This is a genomic window from Aeromonas sp. S18(2024) (assembly GCF_041402525.1).
GTDB lineage: Bacteria > Pseudomonadota > Gammaproteobacteria > Enterobacterales > Aeromonadaceae > Aeromonas > Aeromonas enteropelogenes.
The window spans coordinates 538,869-556,577 of sequence record NZ_JBGLQV010000002.1; the positions used below are offsets into that span (position 1 = coordinate 538,869).

19 protein-coding genes are annotated in these 17,709 nt (G+C 59.5%); 9 read left to right on the plus strand and 10 right to left on the minus strand.

All coding sequences use genetic code 11. The annotated features are described in order from the left end of the window. The first annotated feature begins 204 nt into the window (after positions 1–204). Both ACB034_RS05665 and ACB034_RS05670 read left to right on the plus strand, forming a co-directional pair. Positions 205–1,653, plus strand: a complete 1,449-nt coding sequence (locus tag ACB034_RS05665) for an OprD family outer membrane porin (RefSeq protein ID WP_061475998.1) — start codon at positions 205–207, stop codon at positions 1,651–1,653. Between the two features lie 107 nt (positions 1,654–1,760). Beyond that, positions 1,761–2,588 (plus strand): SDR family oxidoreductase, encoded by an 828-nt coding sequence (locus ACB034_RS05670; protein ID WP_342013063.1) that lies wholly within the window; start codon positions 1,761–1,763, stop codon positions 2,586–2,588. Positions 2,589–2,671: 83 nt separating this feature from the next. Here ACB034_RS05670 and ACB034_RS05675 read toward each other — a convergent pair whose 3' ends face one another. Beyond that, complete coding sequence (locus ACB034_RS05675) at positions 2,672–3,004, minus strand: DUF1904 family protein (protein ID WP_124239012.1); 333 nt, start codon at positions 3,002–3,004, stop codon at positions 2,672–2,674. 87 nt (positions 3,005–3,091) lie between these two features. Between ACB034_RS05675 and ACB034_RS05680 the strand changes: the two genes are divergently transcribed. The 4 genes from ACB034_RS05680 (at position 3,092) to ACB034_RS05695 (ending at position 6,548) form a co-directional block, all read left to right on the plus strand. Beyond that, on the plus strand, positions 3,092–3,982 hold the full coding sequence (locus ACB034_RS05680) for a TraB/GumN family protein (protein ID WP_371172308.1): 891 nt from the start codon (positions 3,092–3,094) through the stop codon (positions 3,980–3,982). A 121-nt stretch (positions 3,983–4,103) separates the two neighbouring features. Next, a complete protein-coding gene (locus ACB034_RS05685) occupies positions 4,104–4,274 on the plus strand; it encodes a DUF3149 domain-containing protein (RefSeq protein WP_082037553.1) in 171 nt (56 codons plus the stop codon). Between the two features lie 99 nt (positions 4,275–4,373). After that, complete coding sequence (smrA, locus tag ACB034_RS05690; RefSeq protein ID WP_371172309.1) at positions 4,374–4,955, plus strand: DNA endonuclease SmrA; 582 nt, start codon at positions 4,374–4,376, stop codon at positions 4,953–4,955. A 114-nt stretch (positions 4,956–5,069) separates the two neighbouring features. Continuing rightward, the gene (locus ACB034_RS05695) at positions 5,070–6,548 is read left to right on the plus strand and encodes a carboxypeptidase M32 (RefSeq protein WP_371172310.1); all 1,479 of its coding nucleotides are present in this window, start codon (positions 5,070–5,072) and stop codon (positions 6,546–6,548) included. 72 nt (positions 6,549–6,620) lie between these two features. On the opposite strand, the gene ACB034_RS05700 is transcribed toward ACB034_RS05695, so the two are convergent. The 6 genes from ACB034_RS05700 to ACB034_RS05725 form a co-directional block, all read right to left on the minus strand. After that, positions 6,621–7,022 carry a VOC family protein gene (locus ACB034_RS05700; RefSeq protein WP_371172311.1) on the minus strand — a complete coding sequence of 134 codons (402 nt, stop codon included), beginning with the start codon at positions 7,020–7,022 and terminating at the stop codon, positions 6,621–6,623. Between the two features lie 92 nt (positions 7,023–7,114). Next, the gene (locus ACB034_RS05705) at positions 7,115–8,734 is read right to left on the minus strand and encodes a hypothetical protein (protein ID WP_371172312.1); all 1,620 of its coding nucleotides are present in this window, start codon (positions 8,732–8,734) and stop codon (positions 7,115–7,117) included. Further along, the gene (locus tag ACB034_RS05710; protein WP_371172313.1) at positions 8,731–9,279 is read right to left on the minus strand and encodes a PilW family protein; all 549 of its coding nucleotides are present in this window, start codon (positions 9,277–9,279) and stop codon (positions 8,731–8,733) included. Before ACB034_RS05710 ends, ACB034_RS05705 begins: the two co-directional genes overlap by 4 nt. Then, a complete protein-coding gene (locus ACB034_RS05715; RefSeq protein WP_216994143.1) occupies positions 9,273–9,671 on the minus strand; it encodes a prepilin-type N-terminal cleavage/methylation domain-containing protein in 399 nt (132 codons plus the stop codon). The genes ACB034_RS05710 and ACB034_RS05715 overlap by 7 nt, the downstream gene beginning before the upstream one ends. After that, positions 9,671–10,090, minus strand: coding sequence for a GspH/FimT family pseudopilin (locus ACB034_RS05720; protein ID WP_223378847.1), 420 nt, complete (start codon positions 10,088–10,090; stop codon positions 9,671–9,673). Before ACB034_RS05720 ends, ACB034_RS05715 begins: the two co-directional genes overlap by 1 nt. A 1-nt stretch (position 10,091) precedes the next feature. After that, on the minus strand, positions 10,092–10,481 hold the full coding sequence (locus ACB034_RS05725) for a type IV pilin protein (protein WP_052449271.1): 390 nt from the start codon (positions 10,479–10,481) through the stop codon (positions 10,092–10,094). A gap of 301 nt (positions 10,482–10,782) precedes the next feature. On the opposite strand from ACB034_RS05725, the gene ACB034_RS05730 reads away from it, so the two are divergent. The 3 genes from ACB034_RS05730 (at position 10,783) to ACB034_RS05740 (ending at position 13,721) form a co-directional block, all read left to right on the plus strand. Then, positions 10,783–12,330, plus strand: coding sequence for an AlkA N-terminal domain-containing protein (locus tag ACB034_RS05730; protein ID WP_371172314.1), 1,548 nt, complete (start codon positions 10,783–10,785; stop codon positions 12,328–12,330). Beyond that, complete coding sequence (locus tag ACB034_RS05735; protein ID WP_371172315.1) at positions 12,327–12,806, plus strand: methylated-DNA--[protein]-cysteine S-methyltransferase; 480 nt, start codon at positions 12,327–12,329, stop codon at positions 12,804–12,806. Before ACB034_RS05730 ends, ACB034_RS05735 begins: the two co-directional genes overlap by 4 nt. A gap of 126 nt (positions 12,807–12,932) precedes the next feature. Then, complete coding sequence (locus ACB034_RS05740) at positions 12,933–13,721, plus strand: SIR2 family protein (protein WP_371172316.1); 789 nt, start codon at positions 12,933–12,935, stop codon at positions 13,719–13,721. A gap of 177 nt (positions 13,722–13,898) precedes the next feature. Here the strand turns inward: ACB034_RS05740 and ACB034_RS05745 are convergent, their stop codons facing one another. From ACB034_RS05745 to ACB034_RS05755, 3 genes are all read right to left on the minus strand, one after another. After that, positions 13,899–15,770 carry a U32 family peptidase gene (locus tag ACB034_RS05745; protein WP_371172317.1) on the minus strand — a complete coding sequence of 624 codons (1,872 nt, stop codon included), beginning with the start codon at positions 15,768–15,770 and terminating at the stop codon, positions 13,899–13,901. Positions 15,771–15,979: 209 nt separating this feature from the next. Further along, a complete protein-coding gene (locus ACB034_RS05750; RefSeq protein ID WP_223378856.1) occupies positions 15,980–16,591 on the minus strand; it encodes a LysE family translocator in 612 nt (203 codons plus the stop codon). A 129-nt stretch (positions 16,592–16,720) separates the two neighbouring features. Then, a complete protein-coding gene (locus tag ACB034_RS05755) occupies positions 16,721–17,668 on the minus strand; it encodes a LysR family transcriptional regulator (protein ID WP_371172318.1) in 948 nt (315 codons plus the stop codon). Positions 17,669–17,709: the final 41 nt, after the last annotated feature.

Below are 17,709 nucleotides of genomic sequence, written 5' to 3' on the forward strand. Positions count from 1 at the left end.
AGCCAAGGATCGGAACACAAAAAACACAATTAGTGATGAACAGAGCTGCCCACCGCAGATGTGCCAAGACGTCGCGGCTGCAGACCAGATACAACGATTTTTTTGCCCTTCGGGGTTTTGATTGCAATGCCAATACCGAGCGGTAGGCCTGCTGCCAACTGCCGGAACAAAAAAGCTAAGTCCATAAAATCAGGAGCAATAGAAATGGAAAAAGTGATCTTCAAGCGCGCCGCTTTGAGTGCCGCTGTGGTAGCCGCGCTGGTCGCCCCCGGTATGGCGTTGGCAGCCCAGGACATGATGAGCCCGGAATACGGCAAATCCTATGAAGCCTTCGTCAATGACTCCAAAATCACTGGCGGCCTCTTCTACTTCCAGCGTGATCGTCAGCGTATCGACGGTGACCCCAACGACAAGAACAATGTAGGCCAGTACCAATCCAACCTGAGCCACTCCACTGTTCAAGCCGCCCTGAACTTCAACTCCGGTTATGCCTGGGACACAGTAGGTCTGGATCTGGGTGGTTTTGGCGCCTATGACCTGGCCGTGACCGAAGACCACGCCGTCAACCAGGAGAACGAATTCTCCTTCGCTGGCCGCAGCTGGGGCAACAACTTCAAGGATGGCTCTCCTGAAGGTGGTTTCAGCCTCTCCAACGCTGCTCTGAAACTGAAGTTCCTGGAAGGCGCCCTGACCGCTAAGGGTGGTTACACCCAGCTCTACGTACCGGGTCAGATCGGTGTCAACTGGTCCTATCAGCCGGGTACCTATCGCGGTGGCCAGGTTGAAGGCAACTTCGGTGGTCTCTACCTGACTTACGCCATTGCCGACGAGTACAAGGCTCCCTGGTACAAAGAGACCCAGGTCTTCTCCCGCGCCAAGGCATGGATGGATCCGTTTGCTGACGAAAACGTCATCGACTACATCCACGCTGTCGCGGCTCGCTACACCTTTGAAAATGGTACCGCCATCACCGCCTCTTTCGGTCAGTCCGAAGACTACATGGACAGCTACCACTTCAAACTGGCTCACAAGTTTGACGTACTGGGCGGCCTCTCCACCAGCTACCAGTTCTACGGCTCCGAAACTGACACCTACACCAAGGGCGGTTCCGAGATCGAGACTTATGACGGCCTGGCTTGGCAGCAAGCGTTGACCGCCGCATGGGGCGCAGGCCCGTACGGTTTCCGCCTGGAAGGTATGTGGACCAAGGCAGAAGGTGCTGAAGGCAACTACCTGCCTCGTCTGACCCGCGGCTACGCCAACTCCCAGGGCGCCAACGAAATTTGGTGGGACTCCCGCTCCGACTGGAACGCCAACAACGAGAAAGCCGTGTTCTTCGGCGTGACTCGCTCCCTGGATGATCTGGTGGGTGCTCCGGGCTGGTCTGTGGGTGTATCCGGTGCCTACGGTTGGGATATCGAAGATGGTCAGGGCAAGAAAGCCGCTAACGGTGAAGACACCGAATGGGCTGCCAACTTCGATGTCAGCTATACCGTGCAGGATGGCAAGCTGAAAGGCACCCTGTTCAAGCTGCACTACACCGACTACAACAACGACATCACCCAGAGCGGCGGTTGGACTCACTACCCCAACATCTTCGCCTCCGAGCATGACGTCAAGTTCCACGTCATCATGCCGTTTACCATCATGTAAGCAGGCAATGATTGTCAGCAAACCGGGCCAGTCGGCCCGGTTTTCTTTTTTCCGGCGCTCGGGCTACCATGCGCCTCGACTCCCCTCAGGCTACAAGGAAGGTTCTCATGTCCCGTTTTGTGCTGATCACCGGCTGCTCCAGCGGCATAGGGCTGGCCGCCGCCAAGGCGTTGGGGGAGCACGGTTTCACCGTGATCGCCTCGGCCCGCAAGGCGGAGGATGTGACCCGGTTGCAGCAGGCGGGATTGCTGGCAGTGCAACTTGATCTGGCGGATCCCGCCTCCATCGAACAGGGGGCTGGCGCTGCGCTGGCACTGGCCGGAGGACGCCTCTATGGTCTCTTTAACAACGGTGCCTACGGCCAGCCCGGCGCACTGGAAGACTTGCCGACCGAGGCGCTGCGCGAGCAGTTCGAGACCAACCTGTTTGGCTGGCACCACCTGATCCGTCAGGTTTTACCCGCCATGCAGGCGGCAAGAGAGGGGCGGATAATACAAAACAGCTCTGTGCTGGGGCTGGTGGCCATGAAGTATCGCGGCGCCTACAACGCCAGCAAGTTCGCGCTGGAGGGGTACAGCGATACCCTGCGCCTTGAACTGGTCGGCACCGGCGTGCATATCAGCCTGATCGAGCCCGGGCCCATCGACACCCGTTTTCGCGCCAATGCCCGCGCCGCCTTCCTGCGCCATATCGATCCGGCGCAAAGCCGCCATCAGGCTGCCTACCAGCAGACCCTGAGCCGGCTGGAGCGTGAAGGCGGCGCCCGCGGCTTTACCCTGCCAAGCGAAGCCTGCATCCCGCCGCTGCTGCACGCCCTCACCAGCAAGCGGCCGCGCCATCGTTACCCCGTTACCTTTCCAACCCGGCTGTTTGCGATCTTGCGCCGCCTGTTGCCAAGCCGCTGGCTGGACCGGATCCTCGCCAAATCGGCCTGAACCGGGCAAGCAGGCCATCCAGGCCCTGCTCGACGCCTCCTAGCCGGGGCAAACCGCTGGCACGACGCGCACCGTCGCCTCGATCAGTAGTGCTCGCCGTTGCTGTAGTAGGCGCTTTTCACCATGGGGATCACCTGTACCACCACATAGGTCTGCTCCCCCAATGCTGCCTTCAGGTGGCGGGTGATGAGCCCGGCTGCCGCGTCCTGCATCGCTTGTGGTCGCTCGAACCAGTGCAACTCGACGAAGGGTGAGCCCGTCTCCACCGTGCCATTGCGCACCTGACAGCTGTCGATCAGCTCCATGGTGACAAACTCCGGCTTGCCGCCGGTCAGGGTGCAGAGCTCGGCCAGCAGCGGACCACTGATCTGCTGCAGAGTGTCGAGGGAAATGGCGCGAAAACGAAGATGGGGCATGGCAAACCTCTTGGTTATCTGAATGGAGGTCTTATCATAGGGTTTATAGTCATGAAGAGAAGCCACCCTACACACATAAGGCGCCCCATGAAATTTCACCGCACACTGTTTTCCTTCCTGCTCTGTCTGCTGCTGCCGCTGACGGCCCTGGCCGATCCCGCTTTCTACCGGGTCAGCAAGGGTGATGAGCAGCATTGGCTGATGGGCTCCATTCATGCGGGCAAGCCCACGCTCTATCCGTTGCCCGAGCCCGTCGAGCGCGCCTGGCAGCAGAGTCGCGCCCTGGTGATGGAAGTCGACATGAACAGCATCAGCCAGGAGCAGTGGCAGGGGATGGCGTCTCTCACCCAGCTCAACGATGGCAAGAGCCTCAAGGAGTACCTGCCTGCCGAGCTCTACCAGCGCACCCTGATGGCGGGGATCCGCTATGGTCTGGATGAGGCGACCCTCTCGCCACTGCGCCCCTGGTTTGCCGCCATTACCCTCACCCAGGCGGCCATGGCCAAGACCGGCTTTGACAGCCAACTCGGCATCGATCAGCACTTTGCCGGTTTGGCCGCCAAAGAGGGCAAACCCGTCGTCGGCTTCGAAACCCTGCTGGAACAGCTCGGTTATCTCGCCAGTGTCGGTGACAACCAGACCCTGATGCTGGCCAGCACCCTGGACGAGCTGCCCATGCTCGAGAATGCCTTTACCGCCGTGATGAAGGCGTGGCAACAGGGGGACGAAGCCACCCTCATCAATCTGCTCAAGGAGGAGATGGCTCCCCCCGCCCTGCAGAGCTGGATGGAGCAGACCCTGCTGGCGGAGCGCAACCGCAACTGGCTGAAAAAATGGCCGAGCCTGCCGAATGAAAGCTTCATCGTGGTAGGCGCCCTGCATCTTTACGGCGAACAGGGGCTGCTGGCCCAGCTGGAGCAACAAGGGTGGCGCATCACACCGCTGACCCAGCCAACCGTGACGCAAGGAGCCCAGTGAGAACGATCACAAATCGGCGTGGATGTTTAATAACCATCCATTGAGTTGATCGGGATCATCTCCCTACGGATAAAGAGGTATTTATCATGCCTGTCATCAATCGGGTGACAGGAGCAATAAAATGGATTTTTGGCTGGATCTGATGTTTGGCAACAGCGTGGGGCTGATGTCCATGCTGGTGGTGATCGGTACCTTCTTGCTGATCAGCTCTTATGCGGCCTACTTCATCTACAAGGTGATGAAGTCGCAGCCGCCCAAGGGAGAGCAGCAGCCCCATCACAACGAGTCGTAGCAACCCAGGGCGGCCGGCCCCGTCTGACCGCCTGTCCCGTTTTCCGTCTCGCTTCCCGCCGCTATAATGGCTCCCACTTTTTCTGATGGGGAGCCTGCCGTGTCTCATAACGACGAACTCTCGCTATTTCTGAATGAAGTGGCCGATGTCAGGCCCATTCGCAGCGATCATATCCATCCCCAAGTGGGCAAACCCACCCCGACCGAAGCCCAGTTGGCCCGCCGCCAGGCCGCCACTGCACAGCTGCTCGAGCTCGATCACCTCACCATGGAGGCGATCGAGATGCGCGATCCCCACGAGATCGTCGGCTTCAAGCGCGACGGGGTACAGGAGGGAGTCTACAAGAAACTGCGGCTCGGCAAATACGAGTTGCAGGCGAGCCTGGATCTGCACCAGAAGACCCTCAACGAGGCGCGCCAGACTCTGGTGCAATTCATTCAGGATTGCGAGCAGCGGGACATCCGTTGCCTGCTGATCCTGCACGGCAAGGGGGAGCGCAGCACGCCACGCGCCCTGCTCAAAAGCTATGTGAGCGCCTGGCTGCCGCAGTTGCCGGCAGTGATGGCCATCCACAGCGCCGAACGTCGTCACGGCGGCAGCGGCGCCCTCTATGTGCTGCTGCGAAAGAGCGAGCGCAAGAAGGCGGAAAACCGCGAACGTCACCAGAAGCGCCTCGGCTGACCCGGCCAACCGGCAAACATGGCGCAGGGCGTCATGGCAGTGATAGCATCGAGCGACCCCGATCATGCCAGGTACGGGGTGCATAGCATCAGGGACGATAACAAGGACAATCCCATGTCATATCAAAAAATTGAACAACATCAGCAACAGCTGCACCGCTTCTCCCACCTCTCGGCCATCTGCGGCTGGGATCAGGCTGCCATGATGCCGGAGGGGGGCAACGAGGCCCGCGCCGAAGCCATGGCGGAGCTCGGTCTGCTGATCCACCACAAGCGTACCGCTCCCGAGCTCGGCGACTGGATTGCCAAGGCTGAGACGGAAGCGCTGGATGAGGTGCAGCGCGCCAACTTGCGCGAGATCAAGCGCCAGTGGCAGGACGCCAGCCTCTTGCCCGGCGAGCTGGTGGAGGCGCTGTCGCTGGCCGGCAGCAAGTGCGAGCACGCCTGGCGCAGCCAGCGCAAAAATAACAACTGGGCCGGTTTTGCGCCGAATCTCGCAGAAGTCGTGAAACTGTCGCGGGAGGTCGCCTCCTTGCGTGCAGAGGCCCTCGGGGTGCGCCCTTACGACGCCATGCTGGCGCTCTACGAGCCCGGCATGATCAGCGCCCGGCTCGACGAGATCTTCGGCGATCTCGCCAGCTGGCTCCCCTCCCTCATCCAGCAGGTGAGCGAGCAGCAAAAGAGCGAAACCATCCTGATCCCGCAAGGCCCCTTCCCCATCGCCAGCCAGCAGGCGCTCGGCCAGGAGGTAATGGGACTGCTCGGATTTGATTTTGCCCACGGCCGCCTCGATGTGAGCAACCACCCATTTTGCGGCGGGGTGCCGACCGATGTGCGCATCACCACCCGCTACAACGAGCAGGAGTTTGTCTCCAGCCTGATGGGCATAGTGCACGAGACCGGTCACGCCCGTTACGAGCAGGGGCTGCCGCGCCACTTGCTGGGCCAGCCGGTGGCCGAGGCTCGCTCCATGGGCATTCACGAGAGCCAGAGCCTGTTTTGCGAGATGCAGCTGGGCCATGATCCCGCCTTCCTCGCGCTCCTGGCGCCATGCATTCGCACCCACTTTGGCGAACAGCTGGCCTTTGCACCGGCCAATCTGGCCAAGCTCTATAACCGGGTAGAACCAGGCTTTATCCGGGTCGATGCGGACGAGGTGACCTATCCGGCTCACGTGATCCTGCGCTACGAGCTGGAGCGCGACCTCATCGAGGGACGCATTGAGGTGGCGGACATCCCCGAGCTGTGGGATGCCAAGATGCAGCAGTGGCTGGGCCTCTCTACCAAGGGCAACTACCAGAACGGCTGCATGCAGGATATCCACTGGACCGACGGCTCGTTCGGCTACTTCCCGAGCTACACGCTCGGTGCCATGTATGCGGCGCAATTGCGTTTCGCACTGGAGAAGGAGCTGGGCAGTATGAGCAGCCTTCTTGAGGCGGGCCGCCTGCCGGAGATCTTCGCCTGGCTGGGCCGCCACATCTGGTCCCAGGGGAGCCTTCATGACACAGACGAGCTGGTGCGCAGCGCCACCGGTGAAGCGCTGAACCCGCACTGGCTGCGCCAGCATCTGGAACAGCGCTATCTGAAGTGATGGCCTGACACTGTGACATGAAAAAACGGGGCAGCCTGGCTGCCCCGTTTTTTTATCGCACGCCTGGCGGATTCAGTGTGACTCGGGGGCCCCGAGAAACTCCCGCAACTGCAGGATGTTGCCTTCCGGATCAAAGGCATTACGCAACACAAAGCCGGGGCCTGACCACTGCTGCGGCAACAGGCCACCGCCGAGATCGGCTGCTTTTGCCTCCGCCCAGGCGAGACTCGGCACGGTAAAGAACAGCTTGATGGCACTACGCTCTCTCAGCTCGGGGGGCTGGGTGACCACGACCTGGCCTGCATAGGGCTCGGGGAGAGTGTGGAGCAGCAGCTGGAAATCGCCGTTCTCCAGCACCACCAGCTGCTTATCCTGGCTAAGAAGATCCATCTGCAACAAGGTGCGATAAAAGTGAGTCAGCAAACCGGGATCTTTGGCATAGATCAGGGCGCCGGCACGGGCAGGACCAGGCATGGGCAATCCTCCTTGAGTGTCAGGATCCCAGCTTGTCACAGTTGCCGGCCCGGTTCGACCTTTTCGTTGAAGCCGGTGCGGATGCCTTGTTGCTAGTGCACAAAATGCCACTGCTTCAGCGCCAGCACGGGGGCAGGCCCAAGTTCCGCGCCAAGATCCGCCAGTCCGAGCGCCTCGTCATAGTGCACACCGCCTGCGCCGCTCTCGTTCAGATATTTGGCGCGCACCGCGCCATACAGCCCGCCACTGCCGCTGATGCTCATCTCGGTCAGAGGAGCATAGAGAGCGGCATAGAGCGGCGTGTTGCCCGACAGTTTGACCCCGTCCTTACCGCTGTAGGCCGAATAGAGGGAGATGGCAGGAGTGCCCTCTGCGGTGAGCCCCTGTTTGGCTGCGCTCACCTCGGCCCCCGCCCCCAACTCGACCTTGCCGCCGACGATCAGGGTCAGGCTGCTACCCTCGGCCACCGTCAACTTGTTGCTGCCGCTCATGGTGAAATCCCGGTCAATTACCAGTACCACGTCTCCCTGGATGGTCAGCGCCGCATCGGCCCCCATGTTGAGGCTATCCAGCCGGTAAAGGGTCTGCTCCTTGCCAAACAGCTCCCCCTTGCCCGGGAAGGGTAACGCCGGCTTGTGCTGGTTGGTGCTGGAGACAGAGCCGGTGACGGGACTCTCGGTCAGCACCATCTGCTGGGTCGACCCCAGCGTCAGGGCACCATTGATGGGCAGGTTGGCGAACTGGGGAGAGCCGGCGAGCGCCGTCACGTTGAGGGGATCACACACCTGACCCGCCACTGGCGGCAGCTTGGGATGCTGGCGATATTGGGGCTCCAGATACTTCTGGTTCGCCGCGTCGTTGAACGTGCCCATCCCGCCATAGTTGAGCTGGCCGCTGTCGATGCTGGTGCCCCACCCCATGGCCACGTTGCCGTTCATCGCCACCGAGCCGGTTATTCGTCCTCCTTTCAGGGTGAGGTTGCCGCCCCCCTGCAGGTTGCCATCCACCCGCACTATCTTGTCGGAGGACGGGGAGATGGTGATATCGCCCCCCGCGGCCAGGCTGCCGGAGACGGGGGACGAGCCATTGAGGGTAACCGAGCCGGTCGCCCGCACATCGCCCCAGATGGGTGAGTGGCCATCGAGCACCACATTGGCCTGGTCGCTGACCGTCGCCACGCTGGCATTCTGGTTGACATTGCTGCCACCATAGCTGCCCTTGCGCGAATCATAACTGTCGATAAGCCCACTGCCGGAGAGGCTGAGCCCCTCGCAGGCGACCACCGAATCCTGGAAGATCAGGTTGCCGGGCTGGCGCCTGAGGGAAAACAGGGCATTGAGGCCGGCGCTCCCCTCCAGAAAATGGCCACTGCTATAGAGCGCCAGGGTGTCAGCCACCGCCTGCGCCGGTTTGTCGATTTGATAGTGGCTGCCATCCTGTACCCCGTTACCCCGATCGGGTATGGCCCGGATCAGCACGGCCCACTCGCTGCGTGGCGTCTCCTCCAGGGTGGTCCGCAAGGCTCGGTAACTCTCGTTCATCCCCTGCTCGGCACTGAGCTGGGCATTGATCTTCTTGTGAAAATTGCCGCTGAGCCGAGTCTGTATCTGGTTGTCCTGGATGCTGGTCAGCACCAACAGGCTCGAGAGCAGGCTGAGCACCAGCACTACCAGCAAGACGGCCCCCCGCTGTCGTTGCAATCCCTTGTTCATCCCGCTCCTCCTGCGGCCTGACCAGCCAGTGCGGCATCCCAGATGGCCTTGCGTCGCGCCACCTGTACTGTTACCCCCGGGGCCAGATAGGCTGGCAAGCCTTCCGGCAGAATGCGGATAGTGACCAGCGACCCTTGCTCGCCAAATTCCAGCTCCTTGAGCCCGGTCACCAGCAGACGTGCCCCTTCGCCGTCGTCACAGCTGAGCACGGGCGGCGTGAACCGGTACTGCTCGGTAAAATCTGCGGTCTTGCGATTGCCAAGGCAGGAGAGCACCTCGGCCCCCCCTTCCACTCTGAATCCCAGCGTCAGCCGATCCGGGGTGACGGCGATCAGTCGATCCGCCTGCTTGATACTGCTGGTGAAGGTGAGGGTGGCAAAGCGCAGCACCTCGCTCGCCTGCTCCAGCGCCTTGCTCTGGACCACGGTGCGTTTGATGGGGGCATAGCCGGCAAAGACCGCCAGCATCAGCAGCAGGCCGAGTACCATGGCGATCATCAGCTCCACCAGGCTGACCCCGCGCTGTCTGTGCATGGTGTTCAACATAGGGGTGGAAATCCGGCATTCAACGCCACCTGCCTGGCACCGGAGACCCGTTCATCATTCCACTCTATGGTCACCACGAGGTTGTCGCTGTAACGTGCAGGCAACAGCAGGCGCTGCCCCGGCTGCAGGGCGAAACGGGCGAGATAGTCAGCATCGGAGAAACGCTCGGGCGTGCGCTGTACTTCACACAGAGTGCCCCAAATCTGCTCCACGCCGTTGCTCGCCGCTATGGTGGCCAGAGTCGTCTGCAGGCTGTAGTGCGCCTGTTTGAGCGACACCACCTGTCCCTTGGCCAGCCCGAGAAATACCATCACCGCGAGTACCATGGAGACCATGATCTCCACCAGATTGAACCCCTGCTGACGCCCCATGGCACCGGGTTGCCAGTTCATCACGAACAGCTCCCGTGCAGCAGCTGACCGCTTGGGGCGATGCAGAGCACGCGCTGCTCGCCGAGGCGATTGGCCAGGGTGATCTCGGCCTGAGCGCTGCTGCCAGTCGGCGCTATGGTGATGGGAGCAAACGGCGAGATACTCACACCACCGCCGGGGGCGGCAGCCTGCCTGAGCAGCTTGCTGTCTGCCGTCACCTCCCAGCCCCCGTTCTGTGTGCCCTGCAGCACCACAGGCAGCGTCAGCTTCACCGCTTCACTGCGCGCGAAACGATAGGCGGATGCGAGCTCCCCGGTGGAGCGCTCCAGCCGCTCGGCGGCGAGTCGTTCGCTCAGGGAGGGAATACCGACCAGCAGCAGGATGGCCGCGATCACCACTGCCACCATCAATTCGATCAGGGTAAAGCCCCGTATCCTCATCTCATGACCCCCAGCAATCGCTGCGCGCGGCGGCACGATATCCGGTGTGATCCAGCGTCAAGGTGCCGCAACTGTCCTTTTGCAGACGAGTCGGTGTTGCCTTGAGCAGATAGGTGTACTGCGCCAGCTGGCTGTAGCTGAACTGATAAAAATCGGAGTTCGCAGGGAGCGTGAATTGCACGGGATAGCGGCCCTGCTCAGTGAAGATGCGCTCGAGTGCAAGCGCCTGCTCCATCATCAATTGCTGCGCTTCATAGCGCCGCCCTTTCTCCAGATAGTTGCGATAGGTGGGCAGCGCGATGGCGGCGAGGATGCTGACTACCGTCATGGTGATCAGCAGTTCGGTCAAGCTGAAGCCCCGGACACGGGCCCCTTCAGAAAGATATTTCACTTATCGTCCTTGGCAAGTGGTTATTGTGTTATATCAGTAAGTTAGCTGTGTATTGGTAATACTTAATAATCAAAGAGAAAAAACTATTTAGATTGGACATTATCGAGTCCCGCCAGGCAATGACTATTTGATGAATATGTGATCGGTTATTAATTTTTACGCAAATGAATCCGATTGTACGTGCCACTCATATCGAAGGGCTCATGCGTGCTTTTTTGCTATCCCTGTCCGTTTCTGGCTAGTCACTGTCCCTTCGCCCCCTTACTCTCTCATCATGTCTCCCGTACCGAGCCGCCATGTCATGACCCAGTCACCCAGCCACGACCATCTGCAGGAAGAGACGCTCCACGGCCTCAGCCGCGAGCAGTGCCACGCCGCGCGACTTGCCCGCGATGCACGCTTCGATGGCCGCTTCTTTACCGGTGTCATCTCCACCGGCATCTACTGCCGCCCCGTTTGCCCGGCCAGGCCGCCGCACGAACACAATGTGTGCTACTTCCCAAGTGCCGCTGCCGCCGAACAATATGGCTTGCGCCCATGCCTGCGCTGTCGCCCCGAGCTCGCCCCCGCAGCCCGCGGCGATCTGCCCCATGCGCTCGCCCGCTTGTTGGCGCGGATCGAGCGCGGTGAGCTGGCGGATGGCTCGCTCGCCGCACTTGCCGAACAAGCCGGCATCAGTGAGCGCACGCTGCGCCGCGAATTCAGGCAGCACATCGGCGCGTCGCCAAAACAGGTGGAGCAGACACGTCGCCTGCTGCTCGCAAAACGGCTGCTGACAGAGACGCAACTATCCATCACGGACATCGCATTTGCCGCTGGCTTTTCGAGCATTCGCCGCTTCAACGACGCCTGGCTGCAGGCGTATGGCCTGGCGCCACGCACCCTGCGCCAGCGAGAGGACCAGGGGGTGGTGGCTAACAACAAACTGCCGGATGATCGCGGTGCAACGCTGACGTTGCAGCTGCCGTATCGGCCCCCGTTTGATGTGGCGGCCATGCTCGCTTTCTACCGGCTGCGGGCGATCCCCGGACTGGAGCGGGTGGATGATGAGGTGTATGAGCGACGCCACAGTGTCGGCGATCAGAGTGGTCTGGTGCGCATCACACAAGGCAAGGGGCACAGCCTGACGCTCACCGTGCAGGATCTGCCACCCGCAGCACTCCCTGATCTCCTGTATCGCGTGCGCCGGATGTGGGATCTCGATGCCGACATGCAGCGCATCGGCGAGCAACTCGGACAAGATCCGCTGATGGCGCGCCTGCAGGCGCGCTGGCCTGGTGTGAGGCTACCCGGCGGTTGGGATGAGTACGAGGTGATGCTGCGCGCCATCGTCGGCCAGCAGGTATCGGTCAAAAGCGCTATCACCATACTGGGACGGTTGGTGGCGCGTACCGGGGCGCAATTCGGAGTGGCTCGGCTGCCCACGCCAGCCCAGTTGTGCGAGCTTGATCTCGATGGCATCGGCATGCCCGGCAGCCGCATTCGCACGCTGCAGGGACTGGCCACCGCCATCGCGAGCGGCGAACTCTCCCTCGTCAGTGCCAGCGACGAGCAACTGCTGGCGCTGCCTGGCATAGGCCCCTGGACGGTCGCCTACTGGCGACTGCGCTGCGGGCTGGACACAGACGCCTTCCCCGCCTCCGATCTGGTGCTGCAAAAGGCACTGGGAGGCGGCGACAAGCTGTCGGTGAAAGAGGTCGTGGCGCAAAGCGAGGCGTGGCAACCGTGGCGAGCGTACGCCGCCAGCTGGCTGTGGCACGCCATGAGTGAAGCGCCGACGCAGCTGATTGACCCAGCCCACCCAGGCGAAAACACTGGAAACAACGAACACAAGGAGATAACCCCATGATCCGCTACGATATTCTGCCAACCCACTGCGGCGATCTGTTGATCGCCATCAACGAGCGCGGCCTGGTGCATGTGGACTTTGTGGCAGGCCTGCGAGCGCTGCCCGATATGAGCGGCTGGCAACAAGATGGCGAGACGCTCGCTCCCTATCTTGCCGAATTCGAGGCCTATTTTACCGGTCGCCTGCAGCGCTTTACCCTGCCGCTCGCCGCCAGCGGTACCGAGTTTCAGCAGGCTGTATGGCAAGCGTTGTGCGACATTCCCTACGGCGAGACCCGCAGCTACGGCGATATCGCGCGCGCCATTGGCAAACCAAATGCGATGCGGGCAGTGGGCGCCGCCAACGGTCGCAATCCGCTCTCGATTATCGTCCCCTGCCATCGGGTGATCGGCCAGAATGGCAGCCTGACCGGCTATGCAGGAGGATTGGAAATTAAGAAAGCCTTGCTGCAACTGGAAAATATTAAGGTTAAATAGTGTGATATCTAGCTAACCATAGACCCTGTCTATCATAAATAGATATCCACTTTACATTTACGACTTCATGCAAGTCCCTGAAATAGGTATAGTGGTAGAACCATATTTATTGAGGAGATATTAAATATGGAACAACTATTATCTGCCTACAGACAGGGAAATGTGATTCTTTTTGTTGGTGCAGGCGTGTCTATGAACCTTGGTCTTCCATCATGGTCCACTCTGATCGACAAAATAGCCAAGTATCTGGATTATGAACCAGAATTATATAGATCTTTTGGCGATCATTATGCATTGGCAGAGTACTATCGTTTAAAGAAAGGAAGTATTGGCCCTTTAAGAAGCTGGATGGATAGAATTTGGCATTCCCCTGAAATTGACATTTCAGACTCAAAAGTGCACGAGTATATTGCCAAAGCCAATTTTCCCATAATATACACAACCAACTATGATAGATGGATTGAGAATGCCCTTGCCTATTATAGCAAGCCATTTACCAAAATAGCCTCGGTGTCAGACTTTACAAGAATCAAAAGCGGCAATATACAGGTGGTAAAGTTTCATGGTGATTTCGATGATGATAAGTCGATTATTATTGATGAAACGAGCTACTTTGAACGGCTTGAATTTGAAACACCGCTTGATATAAAGCTTCGTTCAGATGTTTTAGGTAAATCTGTGCTTTTTATTGGATATAGCTTGGCAGATATCAACCTGCGACTTTTATTTTATAAGCTATCCAAGTTATGGAAAGCCAATCAAGCAGGCGATGCACAACCAAAATCTTATATTTTTTCAGCGAAACCAAACCCGGTACAAGAAGCTGTGCTTGAACAGTGGGGTATCAGCATGATCTCTTCTGAAAAAGAGAACCCAGGAGAGGCATTGGAAGAGTTTCTGAGTAAATTTCAATAGTTAAGAATCACAGTCAGCATTTTAAATGCAGCTCATCTACATCGTTTTTAACCATTAACGATATTTAAATTCGTAAATAATATAAAAACTTGCCTCATATATAACTTAATTGTGTTAACTAGTGCAGGGATTTACCAAGATAGCCCCCCTTTCCATTAAGGAAAAGGGGAGACGTCTTCAACGCTTCAGACTTCCCATTACATGCATTTCGCAACGCTGGCAGTCAAAGCGCAGGCGGAAGGTATCCTTGCCCATCTTTAGCGCCAGTGGTTCGGCCTTGAGGCCAGGCACCTCTTTCGGGCAGAGGTTCTGGCTGTAGCGAATGCAGTGCTTGGTGATCATCAGCACCACTTCCCCTTCCTCCTTGTTCGCCTCATAGGCCGGTGCGATGCGCTCCACCCCGTGCTCGCGGAAGAACTGCTCGGCCGCACTGTTCAGCACGTTGCCAAGGTAGGAGAGCCGGGGCTGGGGATAGCTGACATCGCGCAGGGCGATGCGTCGCTCGGGACGCTGGTAACTGGCCAGGCGCACAGCTTCCAGCGCGGCGATACCGTCCCGGCGCAGAGCGTTGAGTTGTGATGCGGCAACGAATAGCGGGTGAGTAAACGCCAACTCAATCTTGCGCGCCACAAACAGGGTGTTACCAAGTTTACCAAGCTGGTCACGCGCCTGTTGCAACGCCCGCTCCGGGTTGTCGGCTGGCTGCTTGTCACAGGGGAGCGTGACGGCGGCGCTGATGCCCTGCTCGTCGGTCAATTCAAGCCGGATCCCTTCATCGCACTCGGATAGCTGCATATCGATCCGGATACGGCGATCCGCGCTCACCTTTTCCAGCATCTTGCTGAACACCTGATCGTGGTTTCGGTAGATCTCGGTGCCTACCTTCAGCCCCGGCATGCGCTCTGACAGGAGTAACAGCTTACTCTCTGCCTTCTCTTCAACCTTATTGAGGCGCATCCCCACCAACTCGTTGTTCGGCTTGAAGAAGCCGAGACCGTCGCCGTTGTTGAGGGTCACGGGCTTGCCGTCGATCTCGATGCCATCTCGGGTGACTCTGGTGACGCGGCCCAGCGGTTCACCCACGTATTTCGGGCTTCGGGTGGAGTCGATCCCCTGTTGGCGACCATGGAGGAAATAGTCGGTGCTGCCGCGGTTGAAGCTCTTTTTCGGATCCGGTGTGAAGCTGTAGCTGCAACGGCCGGCCGAGGAGGCCACCAGATCGCTACGGCGTTCCAGAATGGCGTCGAGCTTCTGGCGATACCAAGCAGTGACGTTCTTGACGTAGTCCAGTCCCTTGAGGCGGCCCTCAATTTTGAAAGAGCGGATCCCCGCTTCGATCAGCGCTTCCAGGTTGTCGGTTTGGTCCATGTCCTTGAGGGAGAGGAGATGGCTGTCGGCCACCAGCACTTCCCCATCCGGCTTTTGCAGCGAGCAGGGCAGCCGGCAGAGCTGGGCACATTCGCCGCGGTTGGCGCTGCGGCCGGTGCGAGCGTGGCTGATGTTGCACTGGCCGCTGTAGGAAACGCAGAGCGCCCCGTGGATAAAAAACTCCAGCTGCACATTGGTGGCCGCACTGATCTCGCGGATCTGCGCAAGCGACAGCTCACGCGCCAGCACCACCTGGGAGAAGCCCACATCCTGCAAGAACTTCACCTTGTCCGGGGTGCGGTTGTCTGTCTGGGTACTGGCATGGAGCGCGATGGGCGGGAGATCGAGCGCCAGCAGCCCCATGTCCTGCACGATAAGTGCATCGGCCCCCGCTTCATAAATCTGGTGGGTCAGGCGCCGGGCCTGCTCCAGCTCGCTGTCATGCAGCAAGGTATTGAAGGCAACGAAGACCTGGGCTCCGAAACGGTGGGCGTGGCTCGCCAGCGCTTCGATATCCTCTATGCTGTTGCCCGCCGCGCTGCGGGCGCCAAAGGCGGGTCCGCCCATGTAGACGGCATCGGCACCGTGATTGATGGCTTCAATGCCATAGGCAAGGTTCTTGGCCGGAGCCAGTAGCTCCAACCGGTTGTTGTGACTTAAGGAGTGCTTGTTCTGGTGCATGGTCTCGGGATCAGGGCGGACAGCAAATGGCAGCCACTCTAGGCCATTGCCACCCTGATTGCCTTGATCCCGCTTAAGATCACTGCGAAATACAGGATTAGAGCTGCCGCGCAGAGAGCTTCTCCTTTGGCAAGGGAAATTCCCTCTCCTCCTTTACGGCAGGCTGCGCTTATCAACCTTCCCTCAGGGAGCATCACCTGATACTGATGCTAAATCACCACCTTGAGCGCCAACCCCAGCAGCACCAGACCACTGACTTTGTCGATGACGAAGGATTTGGCTTTGAGCCAGGCCAACACAGGGCCACGGGAGAGTACCAACGCCACCAGCACATACCAGAGCGCATCGATACCGCCAGCGGTGAGCATCATGATGCTCCCCTCATACCAGCCGGTATCGGCATGCACAAACTGGCTGAACAGGGCGATAAAGAAGATAGCGAGCTGGGGGTTCAGAAAGGCCACCATAAAGCCCTCGAACGCCCCCTGACGACCGCGCAGCTGGTGCATCTCCTCTTCACGCAACTCGCCACTGGCGGGTTTGGCCAACAGTGCCTTGACCCCGAGCCAGGCGAGAAACGCGGCGCCACCGTAACGGATGAGATCAAACAACAAGGGGGTCTGGGTGATCAGCAGCGACAGACCAAGCGCAGTGATAAGCGCGTAGATACCCACCCCGAGACCGTGACCCAACGCGGTCGCCACCCCGTGGCCCTGCCCTCCCTGCACCGTATTGCGAATGATTAGCGCCAGACTCGGCCCCGGGCTGATGGCCCCCATCACGCAGATTGCGGCCAATGCCAGCCAACTCGTCAGTTCCATTTTGTGTTTACCCTCACCCTGAATATGTTGTAACTGGATTCAGGGTAAGGGGTGCATGGCTATGCCAGAAGTGAAAGTTATGAATAGATCCCATAACCATTGGCTATGCTGTGGCATAACCGACTGACACTAACGGCTCCGGGTCTGAGCCAGCACCTTGCGACTCTCGGCCACTGTGCCTTGCAAGTGGTCTCGCAGGAAGGGATAGGCCAGCTCGCGAAACCAGCGATGGGCCGGGTCCTGATGGTGGCGCTGATGCCACAGCAGATGATAGTGCTGGGTGCGGGTCGAAAAGGGGAGATCCACAAAAGCGAGCTCGTTATTGCAGGAGAGTTGCCAGGCGATATGAGCGGGTGTGGTCATCAGGCAGTCGGTGCGCAGCAATACCTCCACCGCCGCCTGAAAGAAGGGCACCCGGGCAAACCATCGCCGGGAGAGGCCCTGTGGCGCCAGCACCTGCTCCACCGGGCTATCCTTGTCACCGCCACCGCTCACCTGCAGGTGTGGCCAGGCGAGGTAATCATCGAGTGTCAGGCGACGGTCTGCCAGCGGATGCCGACGGCCCATCAACACCACCAACCGATCCTCCCCCTGATGCAGGCCGCGGATCTGATCCGGCACCTGCTCCGTGATGGTGGAGACCAGGTCAAGCTGTGATTGCCACAACTGCGGCAGTTGGCGTTTGTCCCACAAGCTGTACTCAAGCGCTGCCAATGGCGCCTCTTTGGCGAGCGCTGCACAGATATCGGGCAGGATATGTTGGGCCACGTAATCGGACGAGGCGAGCCGGAACACTCGTTCACAGCGGCTGGGCTCGAATCCGGGCGGCTCATAGAGCCGCTCTAACGCACCGAGAGAGTCCGCCAGCTGGACGGCCAGGCTTTCGGCCCGCGGCGTCAGCAGCCAGCGTTGTCCCTCCCGCACCAACAGCTCGTCACCAAACTCGCTGCGCAGCAAGGCAAGTTGCTTGCTGATAGAAGGCTGGCTCAGGTGCAGCAGCTCCGCCGCCCGACTGATGTTGCGAGTCTCCAGCAGCACCTTGAGGGTAGGCAACAGATTGAGATTGGCTTTGAGCAAGGTGTCGCCTCGTCTAGGGAGAAAACCCTATCTTAGGGCAG

What these genes read in the sequence shown, in the direction of transcription:
- ACB034_RS05680 (WP_371172308.1), top strand. Translation starts at nt 3,092, where the DNA reads ATGAAATTTCACCGCACACTGTTTTCCTTCCTGCTCTGTCTGCTGCTG.
- ACB034_RS05705 (WP_371172312.1), bottom strand. Translation starts at nt 8,734, where the DNA reads ATGAACAAGGGATTGCAACGACAGCGGGGGGCCGTCTTGCTGGTAGTG.
- ACB034_RS05730 (WP_371172314.1), top strand. Translation starts at nt 10,783, where the DNA reads ATGACCCAGTCACCCAGCCACGACCATCTGCAGGAAGAGACGCTCCAC.
- ACB034_RS05665 (WP_061475998.1), top strand. Translation starts at nt 205, where the DNA reads ATGGAAAAAGTGATCTTCAAGCGCGCCGCTTTGAGTGCCGCTGTGGTA.
- ACB034_RS05720 (WP_223378847.1), bottom strand. Translation starts at nt 10,090, where the DNA reads ATGAGGATACGGGGCTTTACCCTGATCGAATTGATGGTGGCAGTGGTG.
- ACB034_RS05740 (WP_371172316.1), top strand. Translation starts at nt 12,933, where the DNA reads ATGGAACAACTATTATCTGCCTACAGACAGGGAAATGTGATTCTTTTT.
- ACB034_RS05715 (WP_216994143.1), bottom strand. Translation starts at nt 9,671, where the DNA reads ATGAACTGGCAACCCGGTGCCATGGGGCGTCAGCAGGGGTTCAATCTG.
- ACB034_RS05750 (WP_223378856.1), bottom strand. Translation starts at nt 16,591, where the DNA reads ATGGAACTGACGAGTTGGCTGGCATTGGCCGCAATCTGCGTGATGGGG.
- ACB034_RS05700 (WP_371172311.1), bottom strand. Translation starts at nt 7,022, where the DNA reads ATGCCTGGTCCTGCCCGTGCCGGCGCCCTGATCTATGCCAAAGATCCC.
- ACB034_RS05695 (WP_371172310.1), top strand. Translation starts at nt 5,070, where the DNA reads ATGTCATATCAAAAAATTGAACAACATCAGCAACAGCTGCACCGCTTC.
- ACB034_RS05745 (WP_371172317.1), bottom strand. Translation starts at nt 15,770, where the DNA reads ATGCACCAGAACAAGCACTCCTTAAGTCACAACAACCGGTTGGAGCTA.
- ACB034_RS05670 (WP_342013063.1), top strand. Translation starts at nt 1,761, where the DNA reads ATGTCCCGTTTTGTGCTGATCACCGGCTGCTCCAGCGGCATAGGGCTG.
- ACB034_RS05675 (WP_124239012.1), bottom strand. Translation starts at nt 3,004, where the DNA reads ATGCCCCATCTTCGTTTTCGCGCCATTTCCCTCGACACTCTGCAGCAG.
- ACB034_RS05735 (WP_371172315.1), top strand. Translation starts at nt 12,327, where the DNA reads ATGATCCGCTACGATATTCTGCCAACCCACTGCGGCGATCTGTTGATC.
- ACB034_RS05710 (WP_371172313.1), bottom strand. Translation starts at nt 9,279, where the DNA reads ATGTTGAACACCATGCACAGACAGCGCGGGGTCAGCCTGGTGGAGCTG.
- ACB034_RS05685 (WP_082037553.1), top strand. Translation starts at nt 4,104, where the DNA reads ATGGATTTTTGGCTGGATCTGATGTTTGGCAACAGCGTGGGGCTGATG.